Annotated in this window: 17 protein-coding genes and 2 tRNA genes; all 19 read right to left on the bottom strand. The window is 43.4% G+C overall.

The window, feature by feature from the left end:
* Window positions 1–39: 39 nt before the first annotated feature.
* The 19 genes from MFP28_RS02005 to MFP28_RS01915 all read right to left on the bottom strand — a co-directional run bounded on the left by MFP28_RS02005 (window position 40) and on the right by MFP28_RS01915 (window position 22,251).
* Window positions 40–112: transfer RNA gene (locus MFP28_RS02005), tRNA-Thr, on the bottom strand.
* Window positions 113–163: 51 nt separating this feature from the next.
* Entirely contained in the window at window positions 164–622 is a 459-nt protein-coding gene (locus MFP28_RS02000; RefSeq protein WP_032916199.1) for a GNAT family N-acetyltransferase, read from the bottom strand.
* A gap of 50 nt (window positions 623–672) precedes the next feature.
* The gene (locus MFP28_RS01995) at window positions 673–1,458 is read right to left on the bottom strand and encodes an ABC transporter permease (RefSeq protein WP_002908043.1); all 786 of its coding nucleotides are present in this window, start codon (window positions 1,456–1,458) and stop codon (window positions 673–675) included.
* A 1-nt stretch (window position 1,459) separates the two neighbouring features.
* Complete coding sequence (locus MFP28_RS01990) at window positions 1,460–2,278, bottom strand: ABC transporter permease (protein WP_002908042.1); 819 nt, start codon at window positions 2,276–2,278, stop codon at window positions 1,460–1,462.
* Window position 2,279: 1 nt separating this feature from the next.
* Window positions 2,280–3,272 (bottom strand): ABC transporter ATP-binding protein, encoded by a 993-nt coding sequence (locus MFP28_RS01985; RefSeq protein ID WP_002908041.1) that lies wholly within the window; start codon window positions 3,270–3,272, stop codon window positions 2,280–2,282.
* Between the two features lie 219 nt (window positions 3,273–3,491).
* Window positions 3,492–4,409 (bottom strand): metal ABC transporter solute-binding protein, Zn/Mn family, encoded by a 918-nt coding sequence (locus MFP28_RS01980; RefSeq protein WP_002908039.1) that lies wholly within the window; start codon window positions 4,407–4,409, stop codon window positions 3,492–3,494.
* A gap of 20 nt (window positions 4,410–4,429) precedes the next feature.
* Window positions 4,430–6,862: a pneumococcal-type histidine triad protein gene (locus MFP28_RS01975; protein ID WP_002908038.1), complete on the bottom strand. Its 2,433-nt coding sequence runs from the start codon at window positions 6,860–6,862 to the stop codon at window positions 4,430–4,432.
* A gap of 320 nt (window positions 6,863–7,182) precedes the next feature.
* Window positions 7,183–8,064, bottom strand: a complete 882-nt coding sequence (locus tag MFP28_RS01970; protein WP_002908036.1) for a class II fructose-bisphosphate aldolase — start codon at window positions 8,062–8,064, stop codon at window positions 7,183–7,185.
* A 176-nt stretch (window positions 8,065–8,240) separates the two neighbouring features.
* Window positions 8,241–8,326 (bottom strand) — tRNA-Leu (locus tag MFP28_RS01965).
* Window positions 8,327–8,469: 143 nt separating this feature from the next.
* Window positions 8,470–8,880: a GyrI-like domain-containing protein gene (locus MFP28_RS01960; protein WP_002908035.1), complete on the bottom strand. Its 411-nt coding sequence runs from the start codon at window positions 8,878–8,880 to the stop codon at window positions 8,470–8,472.
* A 70-nt stretch (window positions 8,881–8,950) separates the two neighbouring features.
* Complete coding sequence (locus MFP28_RS01955) at window positions 8,951–10,564, bottom strand: CTP synthase (RefSeq protein ID WP_002908033.1); 1,614 nt, start codon at window positions 10,562–10,564, stop codon at window positions 8,951–8,953.
* A 197-nt stretch (window positions 10,565–10,761) separates the two neighbouring features.
* Complete coding sequence (locus MFP28_RS01950) at window positions 10,762–11,448, bottom strand: B3/B4 domain-containing protein (protein ID WP_002908031.1); 687 nt, start codon at window positions 11,446–11,448, stop codon at window positions 10,762–10,764.
* A gap of 120 nt (window positions 11,449–11,568) precedes the next feature.
* Complete coding sequence (rpoE, locus tag MFP28_RS01945) at window positions 11,569–12,159, bottom strand: DNA-directed RNA polymerase subunit delta (RefSeq protein ID WP_002898937.1); 591 nt, start codon at window positions 12,157–12,159, stop codon at window positions 11,569–11,571.
* Between the two features lie 191 nt (window positions 12,160–12,350).
* A complete protein-coding gene (gene tig, locus MFP28_RS01940; RefSeq protein WP_002908030.1) occupies window positions 12,351–13,634 on the bottom strand; it encodes a trigger factor in 1,284 nt (427 codons plus the stop codon).
* Between the two features lie 79 nt (window positions 13,635–13,713).
* Window positions 13,714–14,277: a TIGR01440 family protein gene (locus tag MFP28_RS01935; RefSeq protein WP_002908029.1), complete on the bottom strand. Its 564-nt coding sequence runs from the start codon at window positions 14,275–14,277 to the stop codon at window positions 13,714–13,716.
* Between the two features lie 12 nt (window positions 14,278–14,289).
* Window positions 14,290–14,772 (bottom strand): ECF transporter S component, encoded by a 483-nt coding sequence (locus tag MFP28_RS01930; RefSeq protein ID WP_002908028.1) that lies wholly within the window; start codon window positions 14,770–14,772, stop codon window positions 14,290–14,292.
* Window positions 14,753–15,523 (bottom strand): bifunctional hydroxymethylpyrimidine kinase/phosphomethylpyrimidine kinase, encoded by a 771-nt coding sequence (locus MFP28_RS01925; protein WP_002908027.1) that lies wholly within the window; start codon window positions 15,521–15,523, stop codon window positions 14,753–14,755. The genes MFP28_RS01930 and MFP28_RS01925 overlap by 20 nt, the downstream gene beginning before the upstream one ends.
* Complete coding sequence (truA, locus tag MFP28_RS01920; RefSeq protein ID WP_002908026.1) at window positions 15,513–16,262, bottom strand: tRNA pseudouridine(38-40) synthase TruA; 750 nt, start codon at window positions 16,260–16,262, stop codon at window positions 15,513–15,515. The genes MFP28_RS01925 and truA overlap by 11 nt, the downstream gene beginning before the upstream one ends.
* 256 nt (window positions 16,263–16,518) lie before the next feature.
* Window positions 16,519–22,251 (bottom strand): ZmpA/ZmpB/ZmpC family metallo-endopeptidase, encoded by a 5,733-nt coding sequence (locus tag MFP28_RS01915; RefSeq protein ID WP_002908025.1) that lies wholly within the window; start codon window positions 22,249–22,251, stop codon window positions 16,519–16,521.
* Window positions 22,252–22,338: the final 87 nt, after the last annotated feature.

Here is a 22,338-nt window from a genome sequence, read left to right as displayed (position 1 = left end):
AAGAAACCTTGCTTTTACAAGATTTCTAAGACCTATTTATGCCGATTGCAGGGATCGAACCTGTGACCTACGCGTTACGAGTGCGTTGCTCTACCAACTGAGCTAAATCGGCGCCTTTTCCCCTTTATTTTAGCATCTTGAGTTTTTTTGTCAAGGGAAAATTTCACAACTTCTTAACCCAAATCAAACAAGGGTTGCTTTTATCCCAAAGTTCAGGAAAGATTTCTAACTTTTTAAAGCCCTGAGCCTGATAGAAAGCATTAGTCCTGTCGTAAGTAGGATAATGACCTGGTGCCACTGTTTTGACTTGCAGATAGGATGCCTTTGGACGAGCAGATTTTTCTAAAACTCCTAAAAGTTGACTGCCAATCCCCATTCTATGATAGCATTTCTTAACAGCCAAGCAATCAATCTCAGCACAATCTTCGCTAGAGTAGGATAAGCTGATAAAGCCAGCCAAATCGCGCTCCTGATAGGCAGCCCAAACTTGCAAATCCTTGGCTCCTTCAATGTAAGCTTGTGTGCTTTCAGGAATCCCAAACCATTCTGGCAGATCCTTCAAAACTTCGCTAACCACTAGCATCTTTTGTTTTTCTTCCTTCACTTCTTCAATTACTATCATCTTAAAATCCTTTCTTGATTTAAGCTTTAGGACCAATCATATTTTCTATCTTACGATCCTGCACTTTCGTAGGCGTCTAAGCCTCTGTCCCATAGTTTCAAAGAAATGAAAAAGAAGATAAGAGAAATCAGAATCAAACCACCGATATTAAAGAGTCCATTCTTTTCCTGCAAGAAATAGCTAGCGGGATAGTAGGCCGTAAAGGCGAAAGGCACGATGAAACTAATCAACCAACGGATAAGCGAATGGTAAATCGAAATCGGATACTTGGCAAAATCATTGAACATATAGAAAATGTAGATCATGGCGCCTGATTGCTTGGTCCAAAAAGCAATACTCGCTGTCGCAATTTTCAAGGAAGTATAAATCAAGGTCGCAAAAGGAATACAGACTAGGAAAAGCAAAAATTTAGGAAAGGTCCAGCTAATACTGGTGACCGTTGTCGCCAGCAAGATTCCACCAACCAAAAGTTCGCCCAAGGCATCAATCTGAAAGGTCTCGACTAGGATGTGAAAGAGAGGATTGATAGGACGAGTCAGGTATTTGTCAAACTCTCCTTTTCGCACCAAGCGTTGCCCCAGTGCCCAGAGATTGTCAAAAAAGAGATGGTCCAATCCCTTGGGAATCAAGGAAAAGCCATAGATAAAGGCAATCTCTTGGAATGTCCAGCCCTCCAAGGAAGGGATGTGTTGAAAGAGTACATTGAGAAACAAGAGGTTCAAGCCTTGGGTCAGAAAGACTCCCAGCACACCAACTACAAAATCAACCTTGTATTCCATGATTTGCTTGATGTATTGTCTGATAAAAATCAGATGCATGCGCTGATATTTTTTCATACTAACCTCCTTGAATGGTGATAAATGACTGGACTCTTTTCCAAATCAACTGAGATAAGCCCGCCATCACTAAGAGCCAGAAGAACTGAAGCAAAAGTGCTTGAAGAATCTGACTGGCATCGTATTTACCAACGATAATCATAACTGGAGTATAAATCAAGGACGAAAAAGGCAAAAAGGACAGAATATCTGAAACTACCTTGGGAAAGAAAGCCAAAGGAATCAAACTTCCCGACATAAAGGCAATCAGAGAATTCTTGAGCAGATTAGAGCCCCATAGATTTTTAAAAACAAAAGCTGAAAATCCAAAGCAGATATTAAAGAAAAAGTTAATCAGGTAGGCTAGCGTTAAGCTAAAAAGATATAGTGCAGTTAAACCCAATATTTCTACAATGCCTTGACCCGATATGATTTTCATTAATACAATGACACTTAAAAATGGAAGGCCAACGCTGATAAAAATTAACCACTTGGAACCAAGCTCGGTAAAGAGATAAGAAGCCGCAAAATGCACTGGTCTCAACAAGCGCATGATAATGGAGCCGTCCTTGACTTCCTCTCCAATCATAAAGGAAGAGTCCGACCTGGTCAAAAGGTTAGTCACAAAACTCATGATGATATAGAGGGTGATATCCGCCATACTGAAGCCCTGAATCAAAGACTCTTGCGACGAATCAAAGACTGCCTTCCAAAGATAAAAAGCAACAAAGGCCCCCATGACATCACCAATCCGATAGAGAATAAAGTTGACTCGATAGGTAATCAACTCCTGAACACCTGCATTGATAAAGGGTTTATAACGTCTCCACAATTTGACCATCTTAGAGCTCCTTTCGGTAGAAGCGACGGATAATATCCTCAATATCCGTATCCACCATCTTCAAATCGCGAATCTCAAAATCAGACAAGGTTTGCTTGATAATATCAGCCGTCTGGTAGTGGGAACTATCGAATTCAATATTAAGGCTGTTTCCTTGTCTATCAATGGTCATATCCGAAAAGCCTTCATAGTGAGAAACTAGATGACTTTGACCTGGTACCAGTTCAAAGGAAAGAGTCTTCATCTTGCCAAAGGTCTCCTTGAGCTGGCTCACCGTTCCATCAAAAATCTCCTGCCCCTTGTCAATCATAAAAATCCGATCACAAAGTTGCTCAATATCACTCAAGTCATGAGTGGTCAAGAGAATGGTTGTTTCTTCTTCCTGATTAATCTGGGTGATGGCCCGGCGAATGTTATCCTTGACCGAAACATCCAAACCAATGGTCGGCTCATCTAAAAAGAGAACCTTGGGATTGTGGAGCAAGGAAGCCGCAATGTCCGCACGCATTCGTTGACCAAGCGACAGAGTCCGCACGGGATCCTTGATAAATTCCTTCAAATCCAAGACTTCATTTAAAAAGTCCATGCGTTTATGGAAGAGCGAGTCTGGCACATCATAAATTTCCTTCAAGACCGTGTAGGTCTCTTGCAGAGCCAAATCCCACCATAGCTGAGTTCGTTGTCCAAAGACTACTCCAATATCCTTGACATAGTCTTGACGATTGTCCTGCGGAATCTTGCCGTTAATCCGACAAAAACCAGATGTCGGTTTCAAGATCCCTGTCAGCATTTTGATGGTTGTCGACTTCCCAGCACCATTGGCCCCGATGAAACCTAAAATTTGCCCCTTGGGCACCTCAAAGGTTAAATCCTTGACCGCTTCAAAAGTCTGCTTTTCAGGATGAATAAAGGAGCGCAAAGCCCCCTTCAATCCTGGTTCCTTAACTGTCTTCACAAAATTTTTCTGAAGATGCTCTACTTCTATCATTGCCATACGTTTCTCAATATCCTATTATTCAATTCATGTTTCAGACCCTTTCCCCACCTAACTCAGGAAAATAGAATCTTATCTCCCCACTATACTACCACTTTTACTTCCAAACGAACATAGGAAATTCAAAAATAATTATCATATTTTATCACACACCAAAAAACCCACCTTTACGGGCAGGTTTCTATTTTGTAGTCTTCAGCTAGATTAAGCTTTACCTTCTCATTTCAATTCTTTAGCCAAGATACTCATGTTTTCTTCTAGATTCTCTAGGTAGTTTTTATCATTTTGAGGATCGGCTTCCAAAGGATTGAGAGTTTTCAGCCTGACTCCCGTTGACTTGACGAGCGTTTCTGCCACTTTCGACGATGCATTGCTTTCGGTAAAAATCGTTTTAACTTTATAGGTTTTCACAAATTCTTGAATTTCAGTAAGCTGCCTTGCATTTGGCTCTTGTTCAGGAGAAATCCCTGCAATACCTAGCTGCTGCAAACCAAACCGCTTTGCTAAATACGAGAAAGCAGTATGTTGAGTGACGAAAGTCTTTTGCTTAGCCTTTTCAAAGATTGGTTGGTATTTTTTGGTCAATTCTTGAGCTTTAGAAATGAATTTCTTAGCATTTTTTTGATATATTTCCTTGTGTTCTTTATCGAGTTCAGATAGCTTATCCGCAATAATCTGCGCTTCTTCACCAGCTTTTTCAGGATCTAGCCATGTATGAGGATCATAAAGAGTTTTTTCATCGATTCCTTCGCCAGCTTCCACGTCTTCCAAACCCGGTACACGTTCCAGGGGCATTCCTTCGGAAGCTTCAAGTACTTTCACCTTAGATTTTTGCAAATTTGGATCCAAGCTCCCCGCCCACGACTCTAAGGTATGTGAATGATAGACAAAAACATCCGCATCATAGATAGCAGCTACATCATTAGCCGATGGTTCAAATGAATGGATCCCTGTACTAGATTGAATCATGCGAACATCATTCAAATCACCAGATACTTCTTTAACCATGGCATAAACCGGATAAAAACTGGTCACAATCTTCAAACCTTTAGCTTGTTGTTCTTCTTTCTGAGTACACGCTCCCAGCATCAAAGCTAGTATACTCAGCACTAGTAATACTGCAGTTCTTTTTTTCATACAATACTCCTTCACCTCAGCTAATCAGTTACTTCTGTACTTGACACAGAAGTTGAAGAAGCAGATTGCAGCAAGGCTAGCAATTTTTCTACTTCTGCCATGATGTTATTATTATCCATAGTCCCTAAATTAAGATTATTTCGCAATCCTGTTAAGGTCTCAGTTGCATTGGATTTCAAACTTGGATCCGTCGTCTTTTCAAGTAAGTCTTCCGCCTCTTGCAGCTTAGCTTCTACTTTAGCAGTTTCAACTTGAGGTACTTCTGGCTCAGTTGGTGTTTCCTCTTCAACTTCTTCTTGAGTTTTCTCTGGGCTAACAGCATCCTCCTTGTCATCTTTTTTACCTAAAACATAATCACTTGCATTCCCCCATCCATCGCTAGACTGTGGTCGTTCATCTGGATGTTCAACATAATACTTGATAGTTGCAAATAAATCCTCTAATGTATAGCCATTAGGAGCTCGGTAAGTCTTATCATCGAACCAAGCAAATTTGATGTTGTGGTAGTGATCCTTATGAGGGATAATCAGATTACCATTTTTTACTGCTACAGTATGCTCAACATTGTAAGGCAGACGAACGAGTGGTATCCGTTTCTCTCCTTGAACACGTTCGTAGATAGCAGCCGCACTTTCTCCACTTGGATTGGCTTTGGAATCATCTGTTGGTGCAGGTGGAAGCAGACCTTTTTCTTTAGTATACGCCTGAGCAGCTGCTTTTTCTTTAGCTGAAAGACTATCTTTTCCTATCCAGTGACTGTGTCCCATATGAGGGGTTACATAAGCATCTCCTTCGTCACTGATAATATCCCGAGCATCAAAGATATATCCATCAGATGTCGTATATTTGTCAGCCAGCTGGGCTACTCGAACTTCGGTTTCAGTATACTCAATCTGTGAATTTGCTTTGCCGAGACGTTCTGGATGATTGATAGGCGCAAGAAATGCTAATAAGTCATCAATTAATTGCACCTTATCACTTGTTTCATCATTCAAACGCTTCACTAAATCATCCAAGGCTTGAAAATCTGACAAACGTCCCTTATTTTCTAGCAATTGCTGATGGGTCTGACTCAGAAGACCATATACTTTATCGTAAAATTCTTGATTTTTCGGTTCAACTGATTCTTTCTTAGCTTGCAGGACATGAGATATGCTTTTCTGCTTCGCCAATTTATTTTCAATCGCTGTAATAATCTCTTTAGGCAAGTCTTTAGCTAAAAGATAGCGGGACACTCCTTTATCCTCTAGCACATAACCGTCAGCTATTTTCCTAACGACCTGCTGGATTAAATCCTTATCCAATGAATCCGCATGTTCCAAATTTAACTTTGGAGGAAGAATCGGTTTTAAAGCTGGTTGAGATGGAGTTAGTATCGGAGTTGGTATAGGTCTATAAGGTGTCAATCCTAACATAGGTTTATTAGGCTGACTTATAAGAGGAATTGTCCGAGCAAGCTTTTCTTCCAATGCCGACATTTGTGTATAAGGAATAAAGTGATAATGATTACCATGCGGCACTGCTACTCCATTTTGTGTTCGACTAGTAATTTGTGCTGGATCAAAGATCAAGCCATCTGATTCAACATGACGCTGACTAAGTGGAAGATTATAAAGTTGCTGAAGGAGACCCTTAACATCTTCTCCTTGACTCGGTTGATAGTTGTTTGAAATTTGAGTAAAAGTAGGTTGTGTCTGTATCCAGCCACTGCTTCCATTATTATACGAACGGCTGACTACAGTACTAGCTACTTTTCCTCTACCTGATAGGTAAGCTTGAGCTGCAGCTAGCTCACTAGGCGACAAATCACTCTTTGGGATATAGTGAAAATGATCACCATGAGGTACAATATACGCATCTCCCGTATCCTCAATAATGTCTGAAGCATTAAAAACATAGCCATCATCTGTTGTATAACGGCCTTGAGCTCTAGCTGCTGCTACTTCATTGCTTATTTTCGTAACATTATGACCATGTTCCTGCTTTTGACGATTAATCTCTTCCTTACTGCGAATATTATCCGCACGAGCTATATCTTTCAGATAAACATAATATTGTCCATTAACCTTGATAACATATCCACCCTTGACTTCATTGACAATATCCTCAGTCCTAAGTTGATAGTTGGGATCTTTCATCAAAAGATCTTCGCTGAAAATAGCATCATATGGAACTTTCCCATTATAATAATGATAGTGATCACCATGAGAAGTGACATAACCCTGATCAGTAATTTTGATAACAATCTGCTCCGCGTTAATCCCCTCTTTTTTGCTTACTTCGTCAGGCGTTAACTCCTCAGACTTTTGAACAGCTTGCTTACCATCAATATAGCTAACTCGATTGGATTTTTTAATCGAACTGTTTGCCTGATAATAACCTAACTGATGAGCAAAAAGACCCACAGTAGCAATGACAACAATTCCTGTTAAGTATTTCTTATTTTTTTCCATTGAATATCACTTTCTTTTTTGATTACATAGAATTCGCTAAAACCTATCACAATTTACAATTAACTCATAATATACCCCCAAAGAAATCATCTAAATATTTTTTCTATAAAATATAGAAGAAACTCAATTTTTAACAACTTATTAAACTCGTTAACTAGTTAATTAACTGGTTAATATTTTACTCCTCATCATCTAGTCTGTCAAGATTTTTTTATTAGATTGTAAGAAAAATATTATTTGTTCTTTATTTGTCCAATTGTCATAATACAAAAAAAAGCTTATCCTTTCGGATAAACTTTTTTAAAAATATATCAAGCTTCTTATGCTTTACCTTCTGAACCGAATACATCAATACGTTCTTCAACAGATGCTTGGATAGCTTTTACACCATTAGCCAAGAATTTACGAGGGTCGAAGAGTTTCTTCTTGTCGTATTCTGCTTCGTTTGCTTCGTAGTCACGAGCGAATGCACGAGTTGCATTAGCGAATGCGATTTGGCATTCAGTGTTAACGTTAACTTTGGCAACACCAAGTTTGATAGCTGCTTGGATTTGGTCATCAGGAATACCTGAACCACCGTGCAATACGATTGGGAAACCTGGAAGAGCTTCTGTCAATTTCTTCAAGTGGTCAAGGTCAAGACCTTCCCAGTTTGCTGGGTATGGACCGTGGATGTTACCGATACCAGCTGCCAAGAAGTCGATTCCAGTTTCAACCATTGCTTTAGCGTCTTCGATTGGAGCCAATTCACCTTTACCGATGATACCGTCTTCTTCACCACCGATAGTACCAACTTCAGCTTCTACTGAGATACCTTTAGCGTGTGCTTTTTCAACGACTTCCTTAGCCAATTTAAGGTTTTCTTCTACTGGAAGGTGTGAACCATCAAACATGATAGAAGTGTAACCAACTTCGATACACTCAAGTGCATCTTCGTAGTGACCATGGTCCAAGTGAATCGCAACTGGTACAGTGATGCCCATTGATTCTACAAGGTTAGCGATCAAGTTACGAGCAACTTTGTAGCCACCCATGTATTTAGCAGCACCCATTGAAGTTTGGATAAGCACTGGTGCTTTCTTAGCTTCTGCCGCACGCAGGATAGCTTGAGTCCACTCAAGGTTGTTTGTGTTGAATCCACCAACTGCGTAACCATTGTCACGAGCTGCTTGGACAAATTTTTCTGCTGAAACGATTGCCATTCTTATCAGGCCTCCTCTTATTTTTTGTGGTTAAACCACTTACATTGTTTATTTTATCACTTTTTCACTAAAATTGCTAGTTTTTCCTGAAATTTTAAAGAATTACAGTGAGACACTCAGCATTTTAAGCGTCTCTATTGCAAAAAGAAAAAGCTGGCCGAAGCCAGCTTACTTGATGCGGAGAGAGGGACTTGAACCCTCACGACCTAAAGCGGTCACAGGATCCTTAGTCCTGCGCGTCTGCCAATTCCGCCATCCCCGCGATTGAGTACTTTACTAGTATAACAGGACAGCTAAGGCTTGTCAAGAAAATTTTTGACTTTATTTCAAAAAATCAACTTTCTACTCAATCAGCAAATCTAGGAAATCTAAGCGAAATGAAGCTAAGGCAGGAACACAGAAAACTCAGTGCTGCTGAGTCGCAACAAATACAGCCACCGTTTGGTCGGGATCATATTTTTCAAAGTCAATAGTGTAGTCCCGATGAAGCTCACCTTTTTCTTCTGCCTGCCAAACCCTCTGCCAAGCATGAAGAATGGCTTGAGGATCCTCCTTATCCGCTTCAAACACTTGATAGGTCTGCTCAGAGGTATCAAAATCATAGACTTCTCCATCTGTCAAGCGGCAGATGGAGAGACTGTAGTCTCCTTTGTAATCACTGGCATAGTCATGATAGACAGCATAAACCGGCTCCCCTTGGGCAAAAGCTTCTTTCACAGCTCCCTCTTGTTCCTGCCAGAGAGCTTGGATTTTTTCTATACAATGCTCATCTTGAAAATTATTAGTACGAATACTGGCTAAAATGTTTAGAAACATCTTCTTCCCTCCTTTTGTTTTTCATTATAACATTTCTCTAGAAAAGTCGCTTAGGTCAGACAAAGCAAGTCTAGCTCTCCGAGCTCTTTTCTAACGCTGCTGTGACAAAGGCTGTATAAAGACCTTCAGCTCGGTTCGGACGGCTAGAAAGCTCTGGGTGATACTGACAGGCAACGAAGAATTTATTTTCTGAGATTTCTACTATTTCGACCAAGCGATTGTCTGGTGAAACTCCAGAAAATACAAATCCGGCCGCCTCAAACTGCTCGCGAAAAGCATTGTTAAACTCATAGCGATGACGGTGACGGCGCTGTACGACTTCTTGGTTGTCGTAAGCCGCTGCTGCCTTAGAGCCAGGCTTAAGCTTAGAAGGATAGAGCCCTAGTCTCAGCGTTCCACCCAAGTCTTCGACATCAATCTGATCACGCATGAGGTCAATAATCGGATATGGTGTGTCTGGATTGAGCTCCGCTGAGTTGGCATCTGCTAGCCCTAGGACATGACGGGCGAATTCGACACAGGTTAGCTGCATACCCAAGCAAATGCCCAACATAGGTACATCCTGCTCACGCGCATAGCGGATTGCCTGAATCTTCCCTTCAGTTCCTCTCTGACCAAATCCACCCGGAACAATAATCCCATCCGCACTTCCAAGAAGCTCTGCGGCGTTTTCGGCCGTTACCTGATTCGCATCAATCCAGTTAATCTTAACCTCCGCATCATTGGCATAGCCGGCATGCTTGAGCGCTTCGACAACTGAAATATAGGCATCTGGCAACTCAACATACTTACCGACCAGAGCAATATGGACCTGCTTTTCCAGACTCATTACTTTCTCTACCATAGCTGCCCACTCTGTCATATCCGCTGCCGGCACATCCAGCTTCAGATGGTCACAGACGATTTGGTCCATCTTTTGGGCCTGCAAATTGAGAGGAATTTGGTAAAGATGCTCCACATCTAGCGACTCAATGACCGCCTCCGGCGCCACATCGCAGAATTGAGCCAGCTTATTTTTGATATTTTGCCCAGCTGGCTCTTCTGTACGGATAACCAGCATATTAGGCTGAATTCCCAGACCTCGCAGCTCTTTGACAGAATGTTGAGTCGGTTTTGTCTTCATTTCACCGGCTGCCTTGAGATAGGGCAGGAGGGTCGTATGGATATACATGACATTGTCTGCTCCGACATCCGACTTCATCTGGCGCAAAGCTTCTAAAAAAGGAAGAGACTCGATGTCGCCCACTGTGCCACCGACCTCGGTGATAATCACATCCGAGTCCGTCGTCCGTGCTGCCCGCTTGATCTTGTCCTTGAGAGCATCCGTAATATGCGGAATGACTTGGACCGTCGCTCCCAGATACTCGCCTTTACGCTCCTTGCGCAGGACTTCGCTATAGATTTTACCAGTGGTGACATTGGAGTATTTATTGAGATTGATGTCAATAAAACGCTCATAATGCCCCAGATCCAAATCCGTCTCAGCTCCATCATCTGTCACAAACACTTCCCCATGCTGGTAAGGGCTCATGGTACCGGGATCAATGTTGATATAAGGGTCAAACTTCTGAATCGTAACCTTGAGACCGCGACTCTTCAAAAGCCGCCCCAAGCTAGCTGCCACAATCCCTTTCCCGATAGAAGAAACCACACCACCGGTGACAAAAATATATTTAGTTGACATACGTGCTCCTTTTCATAAAACAATTCATTCCAGCAACCACGTCGTTGCTGGAAACTTATCTAGAGGAGGATTTTCCATAATCTGTCTGAAAAAGAAAAATAGCTCCCTGAACACAGGAAGCTCCGACCTCTAAAAGAGGTGCCCGAAAAGTATGATATCGCAAACCTAAAAAAATGTCAAATGATTTCAGTCGGTTTTCATTCATTCTCACCAATACTAATGACATGTGTTTCGAATTCTAGTTCAGGCATGGACTCTGCTAAATCGTGTCGGATTCGTTCCAAGGCTTCCAGACGCATTTCGACAGAGGTATTGGCATTCCCCTGAATGATGAAAATGGCGTCCTTGGTTTCCTCATCAAACTTATAATACTCGCTGTCACGAACATCCAGCCAGGCCAAAATGCCTTTGGCATCCCGATAGACATAGTCCGTCTTGGAAACATGCTTCTCCTTGGACAAAATAGGCAAAAAGACATCTTCCTTTTGGCTTACAGTAAATTCTATCTGGCCATCAATCTTGTCAAAATCATGCCCACCAATAGCCAGTAGGGAATGCAGGGCTTCGACATTATAAATATCAATAATGCTATTAATATGAGGGAGCGAGCCTCGGTGCTGGATATTGCGAATCAGCGCAGGAACCGTCGGAGGATTTTTCTTGACACTGCGACCTACGCGCTGCAGTATCTCTATATAACCTTGAACCACCGGCGACTCAAGCACCTCATCCAAGTCGCAGGCTAAAGCCCAGTCTTCCATTTCCTTTTTCTTTTTTAGAAATGAGGGTGACAGTTCTGCATGAGGATTGACATTCTTGGCAATCCCGATAACGACACTTTTTATGCCTAGTTCACCCAGACTCTTATCAATGACAAATTTCATAGCAGCATACCTCCATCTTTTCTTTATTAAATTTTATTAGTATTCTACACCTTCCGAACTTATATTTCAAGGAATATTAAAAGAAACAAAGGATTTCGTCACTTGTTTCTTTTGGTTGATTTATTCTTCCTCTTCGGTCTCCGTGTCTTCGTCAGAGTAGTCGTCATCTTCTTCGTTGAGTTCGACTTCTTCACCTAGATCATCTGGAGCGATTTCGTTGATTTCAGCATCATAAGCTTCCACTTCATTCTTCTCATCGTCTGGATTTTCCTCATCGTATGAGAGAGCTGGATCTGCTTCGTAGCCGTCCTCATCTTCTGGATCGTCATCGCTGTAGTCAATGGCATCCTCGTCGCCATCCATAAAGGCATTGACGCGTTTCTTCTTACGTTTCTTAGGTGCGTCGTCCTCATCAGTCTCTTCCAAAGCAATGATTTCTTCATCCACTTCGTCGATAGCATACCATGAACGCAGGCCCCATTTATTATCCCCCAGCGGAATAAAGCTGCCGTCTACATTGAGTTCTGTGTAGAATAAAGGCAGAGCATCACGAATCTCGCTGTTTGATTTTTCCAGATAGTTTTGAATTTCATTGACCAGATCATTAAAATACATCTCATGGTCGCGGCCGCGGGCTTCCAAAATGGCACGCGCCACTTCAATCATAGAAAGCTCACTTTTTTCCTGTCCAGCAAATACTTCTAATTCCAAAGTTGATCTCCTTTAAGATTAAGTAAAGGCTTGTCGCCCTCTTGCAATTTTTCGCTACTTTCTATTGTACGATAAATTTCTATTTTCGTCAAAAGAAAATCCAGGAAAAATCACGGAACAAGTACAAAAAGAAACTAGTGCATTTACACACTAGTTTCAAGTGATATCATTTTCATTTTGAATGATGAAGCTTATTTCACTTTCGCAGTGCTTGTAATCACTTCAACAGCTTTCTTGATAGCAATGTCGTGTTTCAGCATGTCTTCTGACAGCAATTGACGAACACGTTCTACTTCCATGTTGTAGTCTGTAGCCAATGAAGTTACTTCTGCTTCGATTTCTTCTGCGCTAGCTTCAAAACCTTCTGCCTTAGCAACAGCTTCTACGACAAGGTTTGTCTTAGTGCGTGACTCAGCGTCTGCTTCGTATTGCTTGTGCAGGTCTTCCTGACTAGTGCCAGTGATTTGGAAGTACATGTCAGGTGAGATTCCTTGGCGTTGCATATTGCCCAAGAATTCATTAACTGCACGGTGCACTTCTTCGTGGATCATTTCAGCTGGCAAGTCAACGATTTCGGCGTTTGCTACTGCTTGATCAATAGCTGCAGCTTCTACCGCATCATTATAAGCTGTTTCCTTAGCTTCTGACAATTCTTTGCGGTACTTTTCTTTCAGCTCGTCAAGAGTTTCCACTTCTTCGTCGATATCTTTTGCAAGCTCATCGTCCAATGCTGGAACTTCTTTTTCTTTAACTTCGTGAATAGTTGTCACAAACTTAGCTTCCTTGCCTGCCAAGTCTTCTGCTTGATAGTCTTCTGGGAAGGTTACGACAACGTCCACTGTTTCACCTGCACTATGGCCAACCAACTGCTCTTCAAATCCTGGGATGAATTGACCGCTGCCCAGTCCAAGTGAGAAGTTGTCGCCCTTGCCGCCGTCAAATTCAACGCCGTCAACAGAACCAACAAAGTCAATCACAACTGTATCACCGTCTGCTGCTGGACCTTCTTTGAGAACCAACTCAGCCAAGTTGTTACGCTCACGCTCAATGCGCTCATCTACTTCAGCGTCAGTCACTTCTTTAGTAGCTTCAACAGTTACTTCCAAGTCTTTGTAAGCACCCAGCTTAACTTCTGGCTTAGTGACTACTTCAGCTTTGATAACCCAGTCTTGGCCTTTTTCCATAGACTCGACATCAAACTGAGGCTGAGCAACTACTTCGATACCCGCTTCTTTGACAGCCGCTTCGTATGCTTCTGGAAGAAGAGCGTTCAACGCATCTTGGTAGAGGGCTTCTTCACCAAAACGTTGGTTGAAGATAGCACGTGGAAGGCGACCTTTACGGAAACCTGGTACAGCAATATCTTTTTTTACTGAGTTAAATACACGGTCCAAGGCTGGCTTGATTTTCTCTTGACTGATGCTAAAAGTCAAAAGGCCGCGATTTGTTTCTTTGTTTTCAAATGATACAGACATTCTGTCATTTCTCCTTAAAATTTATTGAATACAACCCATTATAGCATAATTAGAGTTTTTTTCAAAATTATTTTTCCTTTTATCCTTTCCTGATTTTATCCTCTGTATAGGCCGCTCTGGCGCCGCCAATTAGCTTGGGACGGCTGGCTAAAGCTGTGACATGGGCAGCTCCCAATTCCTTGAGAATAGGTCGAATAGGAATCTGCACATGCTTGACATGCATGCCGATAGCAGTATCGCCAATATCCAGCCCCGCCTGAGCAACGATAAACTCTACCTCGACAGGATCCTTCATGTATTGAAAAGCAGCTAGCTGACCGCTGCCTCCAGCATGAAGAGTAGGCAGAACATTGACAATCTCCAAATCCTTCTTGTTCGCCAAGGCTTTTTCGACTACGAGAGCGCGATTGAGATGTTCACATCCCTGAACTGCTAGAAAAATCCCCTTCTCTTCTAAGATATCCAGTATGATTTTGACAATGACCTGTCCGACTTCCAGACTGGAATTCTGACCGATATGGCCTCCAACAACCTCACTAGAGGATAGACCCAGAACAAAAATATCTCCCTCGACCAAGGCAGCCTTGTCCAAAACGTCCAGAAGAATCTGACGAGTGTCTGCTCCAATCTTAGCTAAGTCCATGTCTCACCTCGTTTATTTCACTGTGACTGTCTTTTTCAAACTCTCTGGGAAGGCTTTGTAGAGGGCAAAACCGACCGCTAAACCAAAAGCATTCTGCATAAAATTACTTAAGATTTCGGCTAGGGCAGCCCCGACACCATTCATGATACTACCAAAGAGGGCATAGCCACCAACCATAGCTACTGCAGCCAAGACCAGCCCAAGATAGCGACTCTTGCCCTCAAAGCCAGCAAAGAACCCCTGAAGTCCGTGGCAAATCAGGCTGAAAATCATCCACTGGGGATAGCCAGCAACCATATCAATCAAAAAGCCTGAAAGGCCTCCGACAATAGCCGCTTCCTTGCGGCCAAAGTAGAAGGCTGTAAAATAAATCCCTGCATCCAACAAGGTCAAAAATCCTGTCGGAGTTGGGATTTTCATAAAATTCCCCAAAACCACAGATAAAGCTGTGATGAAAGCTAAGATAACTAATTTTTTAACTTGATGATTTCTCATACTGAACTACCCCATATTGATCTGAGCGCTGAATCGCTCGGTAAACAAAATCTTTAGACAATTGAACTGCTGCAAGTGGAGACTTGCCAAGAAGCAGCTGACTGGCAATGCTGGAAGCAAATGTGCAGCCCGCTCCGGTATTGTTGCTAGCCAGCACTGGCGATTCCATGATTTCAAAATTTTGACCATCATAGTAAACATCCACCGCCCGCTCCTTGCTTAAGCGATTGCCGCCCTTAATCACCACATGCTTGGCCCCCAAATCATAGAGCTCCTTGGCTGCAGCCTGCATATCCTCCAGAGTTTCGATTTCTTTTTGGGTCAATAGCTGAGCTTCTGCTAGATTTGGTGTGATGATGCTGACATAAGGGAAAAACTTGATGATTTCCTCTCTCAGCGCACTGACTTCCAAGTCATGATTTTCCTTGCAGACCAGAACAGGATCCAGGACTACTGGTATATCCGCATGCTGCTTGACAAAAGCCAAAGCCTGCTCTGCTATTTGAAGATTGGGCAAAAGTCCTATCTTAATAGCAGAAAAAGGAACATCCTTGAGGCTGGATAACTGCTGGGCAAAAACCTCTTCCTCAACTGGAATGACCTCAAATCCCTTGTCAGTCATCGCCGTCAGGCAAGTCACAGCTACAAACCCATGCAGACCATTGACTGTATAGGTAGCCAAATCAGCGTGCAGTCCGCCGCCGCTAAAAATATCATTGCCTGAAAAGGCTAAAATCAACTTATTCTTCATAACGAATCTCCTTTAAATAAAGGCCGTTTGGACCGGCTGTTGGCCCTGCCAGATGGCGGTCTTTCTCCGCTAATATCCTCTGAATCTGCTCCACCGGCATGCGCTTGTTTCCAATCTTAAGCAGGGTACCGACCATATTGCGGATCTGCTTGTAGAGAAAGCCATTGCCTGAAAAAGTAAAGACCAGAAAATTATGTTCTGCATCATAGCGGACCTTGGCCTCGGTAATGGTCCGAACCTTGTCTTCCACGCTAGTCCCCGAAGCCGTAAATCCAGTAAAATCATGCGTACCCTCCAGCTGAGCAATCGCTTCTTCTATCAGACTCAGCTCCAAAGGATAGGGATAATGCGTGGCATAATGGCGCATCATAGGATTTTTGGGCCGGCCGATATCCACCAAAAATTCATAGGTCTTGCTGTGCTTATTGTAGCGAGAATGAAAATCATCTGACACCTGCTCCACACTGATAAAATCAATATCTTCTGGCGTCTGGGTATCCAAGGCAAAACGCAATTTCTCTTCATCCCGTTCTTCTGGTAAATCAAAATGCAGCACCTGGCCCAGAGCATGGACACCGCTGTCGGTCCGGCCCGCTCCATGAATCACCACAGGCTGGCCTTTATTGATACGGGTCAGGGTCTTTTCAATCTCTTCCTGAACGCTTCTGGCATGGGGCTGCCGCTGAAAGCCAGCAAAGCCATAACCATCATAGGAAATAATCGCTTTATATCGTGTCATGTGTTTATTTTAGCAGGAAAAAAAGCCCCCAGCAAGCTCTAAAAGCAGGAACTGTCCGGGGACAGATTTTTTGAAAAATATCGTTTAAGAATCAGGGATTTTTTCTGTTCCGACTTGCCATTATGCAACAAAACAACCCATCTGAATCAGACTGTCAGTGACGACACAAACAGAACTAATTCAAATGGGTTATTGATCACATATTGCTAAAGGTCATTATTTGCAGCTACTCATGTAGGCAATTAAACACTTTTTCTTAGGAACCCCAAATGGAGTTTTCATCCATAAAGCTGTTGGTATTCTTGAGCAACTGCGTAAAGACAGCATACTTGAAGTCCTTGGTTGCACGTTCATCGACACGAGACTTCTTCAGATCCTTGTCAACAGCTTCTGCAAAGCCAGCTTTCAGCTCTTCATAAGTACTATAGACTTTTCCGTTGACAGTCACTGGCTTAATACCTGAGGTTTGTGCTTTATCCACAACTTTTCTGAAGTAAGCTTTCTTGAAGGCTTCCATGGTTTCAAATTCGCCTTCAGAAATTTGCTTGATGATAAAGTTATCGCTCAAACCAGTCACCCCTTGCTCATTGGCTGTCTTACGGTGTTTATTGGAAGCATAGCTTACAAAGCCTTTTTCATAGCCATAGTAACCCCAGATTCTGAAGATATTATGCTTGAACATCAAGGCACCTGGCGCTCCAGTATTGTTTTGGCCGCCACCATAGATACCTGTCATAAAGTCGATAGCAATGTAACTAGAGTCATAGTCAGCAGGGTTATAAGTTCGATTGTCAACCGCACGGTTAGACAGCAAGCCTTGGTCAACCAAGTCCTCTACAGATGAGACTGACATGGCCGCTTTCTCCTCTGCTGTCAACTCTCTTACGACATCATATTGAGTTCGAGCATCTACAACCTTCGGTTCAACCTTCTTGAACCATTTAGCTGCGGCTTCATTTCCTTTAGCCACAACCGCTTGGCCTTCAAGGTAATCCAGCAGCATGAGGGTATCATTATAGCCCTTCATATAATGGTCGATGTCCGCTCGGTTCTTGAAGAGACTTGGCGAGCTATTGAAAATGAGACTTCCATCATTTGGACGTTCAAAGGCCATATTGAGACCCAGAGCACCCCAGCCTGGCTGACCAGGAACTGGTGATTGGAGCAGACCTTGGGCATAACCTTCTGGTCCGATACCTTGTCGTCTGCCGTGACCGCCCAGATAAATATCTCTGTCATTGACATGGGTGAGCTCGTGCGTAAAGACGGACACACCGTATTCTGTCAAGAGGTCAAAGGCTTCGAAGTTCACACGGATTGAACCAGCAGCGTGGGCACCGTAGCCATTTGACTTGTACCAGCCACCAGCTCTGCCACCAACTAGGTTGAAGAACTCGCGGGATGGTGCATAAGGATTGCCCTTATTATCATTTCCGTTGACATCAATCCAGCCACGTCCTTCCACATCAAAACCATCCCATACAGCCGTTACATTTTGCTTGACCATTCTGGACTTGATATCATCTGAGAGCAGTTTGTACCAAGTGTCTACGTGATTTCGATGCTGGGTCGCTACTTCCTTGATGCGCGCATTAAATCGTTCATCCGACCATGACCGCCGCTTGTCTCTGTTGACAAAGGCCATCGTGCTATAGTTTGACAGAATGGCTAAGCGCGTATTCTTCAAGGTTAGCAGCGGAAGGATATAGTTACTGAAATATTCAGAGTTGAGGTTATCAAAGACGCGATACTTAGCAGACTTAATCTCCTCGACTTCTGACTGGCGTTCTTCAAACTGAATAAAGCCTCGAGTTGCATCCTTGAACCATGAATCCATGTCCGCAAAGTCAGTCAGCAGGCGGCGGTTGTAATCCAAGTAAGCAACCAAATCACTAGACTTGGACTCAGCCTTCAACTGACGTGCAAACATATTGACATTGTCTGCCCCTTTCAGTTGATTCTCTGTCGAACGCCCAATCTTAATCAAGCGATCCAGCAATGGTACTTTTTCACCATAGAAGTCAGGTTTGAAGAGCACCAGCTCCTTGAGGTTGTAGTCACCAAACTTGAGATCGTAATAACGGTTGAGGTAGGTCAGACCGAGCATGATAGCGGTCTTGTTCTCTTCGATTTTAGCTTTCAGAGCTTCGTTGGCTGCTGGATTGTCAGCATGGAATCTTGTCCATTCATTGGCCAGGAGCTTACCAAGCATATCCTGCAAGTTGGCTTTCACCTCAGCTAGAGATTCATCCAAGAAGAGGCGCTTCACTTTGTTGACCCTATCATTATCATTAGGCAGGCCAACAGAACGATAGACTTCATCACTGTACAGGTCAAAGCTCTTCAAGCTCTCAGTCAGCTGAGTCAGCAAGTCTTCTTTGACAGCCGTTGAGTGATTTGGAGTATAGACTGTACCAAGCTCTGCAATCTGATATTCCGGCAGAGCCGTCTGTTCAAATCGTGCTTGATTTTGAAGATTGTAGATGGTCTTGCTTCCATCTTCAAAATGGACTAAGATCTTATCTGCATCCGTTCCGCCAGCAACAAACTGGTTGCCCTTCAGCGCTTGAACTGATAGAACTTTCTTAGTCAACAGATCGCCCGCCTTAGCAGCATCCACCAACTTATTGGCCTCATGAATCAAGAACTCTTGATTGTAGAAAGGCATAAAGCGCTCTAGGTTCTGATAAAGCTGTTCATTTTCTGCCTTGTACCCTGGCTTATCTTGATAAGTACTTGTTCTCAGGATAGCAGCATTTAGCTTCTCAGTTGTTACTTCATTGGCGCTGGTTTCTTCAAGAGCCGTAATCCGATAGCTCTTGACTTTTTGCTCCGCTTCAGCTTCTGTCAAGCGGCGGAACTTGGTATCTTTTCCTGTCTTGGTTCCAGAGCTATGTCCCTGAACACCAAAGAGGTTTTGGAGTTTTTGCCCCATCCAAGCATCGGTAATCTCATTATCAGAGCTAAAGAGCTCTTTACCGTTCACTACAGTGGCATAGCTGACGGTGTCATTGATAGTTCCATACGGCCAAATGGAAGCAGCGATACCAGCCGCATTTCTTGAGCCCGCATCCTCTAACTTACCTTTGGCAACTGATTGCATCAATCTGCCCCAATTACCCCAGCCTGAACCTGAATAGTCAGTGAAGTTTTGAGCGACCAGCATACCTGCGTTTTGGCCACTCTTAACCCAAATATCTGCTTCGACATAAGCTCGGCTTACTAAGGACATGGCGTTGGTTCCAGCGATACCAGCTGTTACAGAATTTCCGCCTTTAGACTTAATCTGGCCCTTAAAGGAGACATTTTCAACTCGAGATTGGCCTTCTATATTGTTAACCAGACCGGCAATATGGTCTCTTCCTTCCAAGTATCCTTGGACATTGACATTTTCGATTACTCCTTTATTCTTCAAACGAGCAGCAATTGTCGCAATTGTATCCCCCGCTTGCGAATCTGGATAAACCATATTGACTCGCTTAAAGTCAATATCCTTGACCGTTCCGCCAGTAATCGTATCAAATAGAGGATGTGCCAAGTCTAAAATCGCATGGCGCTCACCATTTTGCCCACCAATCAGCTGGCCTTTGAATTCACCTTGCAGGTAAGACTTGCTGTTAGCTGGTTTGTCAATCAGCTTGGCACTGATACTGCGGCCCAGAATAAAGGTTCCAGAAGGATCTTCCTTGATGCCGTCCAAGAGGTCTTGGAAGTCATAATAGACATTTCCTTCACGCTTCTTGGCCTTTTCCAGATAGAAATCAAAGCTGTTTTGAAGACCAGTTGCACTTCTTTGCAGCAAGTCTGGCAGCTGAGCCTGGATCTTAAAGACAGGCTGGTTATCAACGACCACTTCCTCGATAGAAGTAACTGGCAGGACAGTGTCCTTAAACTGGTCTGATGTAAAGTGCAAGTAATATTGGTCCAGATTTTCTGGTTTCTCAGCCAGAGTAGGCATCAATTTTGTCTGGCCATTTTCAACCTTCATCAAAGCGACATTAGTGATGGACTTGAGTTCCACCTTCTTTAGGTCAAGCTGGACTGTCTCTTGAGCTAATTCCTGACTTTCCGAGCCATTTCCTAAATCATAGGACAGAGTCGTCTCAATCTTATACGGTGTATAGTAGTCCAAACCACTGAAGCTAGCAGTCAGCTGGCCTGCCGCCAAGTTCTGCTCTGCTATCAGCTGGCCATCCTTCTTCAGACGAACATGAGCACTGGTAAAGGCTTGATCTCTGTCTGTCAGCTGGTATTGGACCTGAACTGACTTCTGCAATTCATCCTTCTTAACCGCTGAAACAGTCAGAGTTGGCGCTGCTTTAAGGGCCAATAAGTCGGCTAAAGCCTGCTTAAGTTGGTTGACACCCGCATCTACTTCATCTTGACTTGACGAAGTTTGATAAACCGTCGCAGCCATATTCTTAATTGCTTGCAGCTGCTGGTAGGATTGATTGGTGTAAACTCCTGGATCCACAGCCGCTGCTAAAGCTAGCTGCTTGCTCAATTCTTCTTTATTGATGCGAGCCTTGCTACCCCGAGTGACCACTGTATCAACTGCTTCATGCAAGATTCTTTCAGTTGTTTGTGGATCCGATATGCGATTACCGTCCAAGACTTCATAGCTGGTTACAATTTCTTTTTGTCCTGGAGTTCCATCGACAGTGGTCTCTTCATCAAGGTACTTGCTATCATCTGTCTTGTTGACAACTTGAGGTTCAATCGTTTCTAGCTTGATGTCTGTATGCAGACTAGGCTGTTCTGGCTGAACTGTTGACTCACCATTAACGCCACCTGTGTATTCTGGCAAAGCTGGCTCAACCGGAGCCACGTCACTAACTGTAGCCACTGGAGCATCATAGACTGGATTGTCTGCTTGAACTGCCGATTCGCCGTTAACGCCGCCTGTATATTCTGGGAGGGCGGGCTCAACCGGAGCCACGTCACTAACTGTAGCTACTGGAGCATCATAGACTGGATTGTCTGCTTGAACTAGCGATTCGCCATTAACTCCGCCTGTGTATTCTGGGAGGGCGGGCTCTACTGGGGCTGTGTCATCAACTGTACCAACTGGGGCAGTATAGACTGGAGTTTCCGCTTGAACTAGCGACTCACCGTTCACAGCACCGCTGTACTCTGGCAAGGCAGGTTCTTGTAAACTTTCCCCTTTTGCCGTTTCTATAGGTGGATTTGACGGCTGAGGAGCTGGACTAAGATTTGGAGTTGGAGCTGGAGTTGGAAGATTCCCTATATGGCCAGAATCACTTTCATCAGGATTCAGCTGATACAGCAACCCTGCTTGAGCAGCTCGATCAATAGAATCAGAATCCTCTTTTGCAGCTTCTGACACTTCTGCTTGCGCTTGAGCCTCTTGACCAGCTGGCAAAGAGGTTATCTTGGTCTCTGTCAAAGTACGCAAATCAGAAGCGGTAAAGTAACCGATATAGTTATAGCCTGCAATAGTCACATCCGCTTCAGAAACTGCTGACGAAACCGCAACTTGACGGTTATAGGAAAGCAATTCCCGATTTTCTAGCGCAAACGCTTGAGGAGACTGCAACACAGTTTGTCCCAAGCTACCTAGCAAAAGCACTCCTAGTAACTTACCAGATTTCTTTCGTGAGAATACCAAGACAGCCAAAATAGCCGTTCCCGCAAATAAGCCGAGAAGCGGCTGACCGTTATTTCCTGTACTCGGCAAGACAGTTTGCCCATCTTGCTTCCGATAAATCAAGTAATAATTTTCCCCTGTTTGCAGATTTTCAGGCAGACCTTTCTTAATCAGACCTTTTTCCTGCTCTGTTAGCTCTTGCTCTTCAACATAAGTATAGTGAGCAGTCGCACCGCCTCCAACTTCATCCGCAGCAACAGTCGAACTGGACAAAGAGCTCCCAAAAATCAGAACTGCAATGGCAACTGAGCCCACACCGACAGACAATTTGCGAATCGAATATTTCTGAATTCGCTCCTGCACTTTTTCAAAACGTTTCACTTTATAAATCCCCTTTTTCCTAAAATGTATAAAGTTAATCTCCCATTATCTTCCTAACCAACTCCCCAGCAGGCTAAAAAGATGCGT

It is taken from the genome of Streptococcus sanguinis (assembly GCF_050234405.1).
Classification (GTDB): domain Bacteria; phylum Bacillota; class Bacilli; order Lactobacillales; family Streptococcaceae; genus Streptococcus; species Streptococcus sanguinis_W.
Note: the sequence above shows the minus strand (reverse complement) of the source record. Positions and strands in the feature narration are given on the sequence as shown.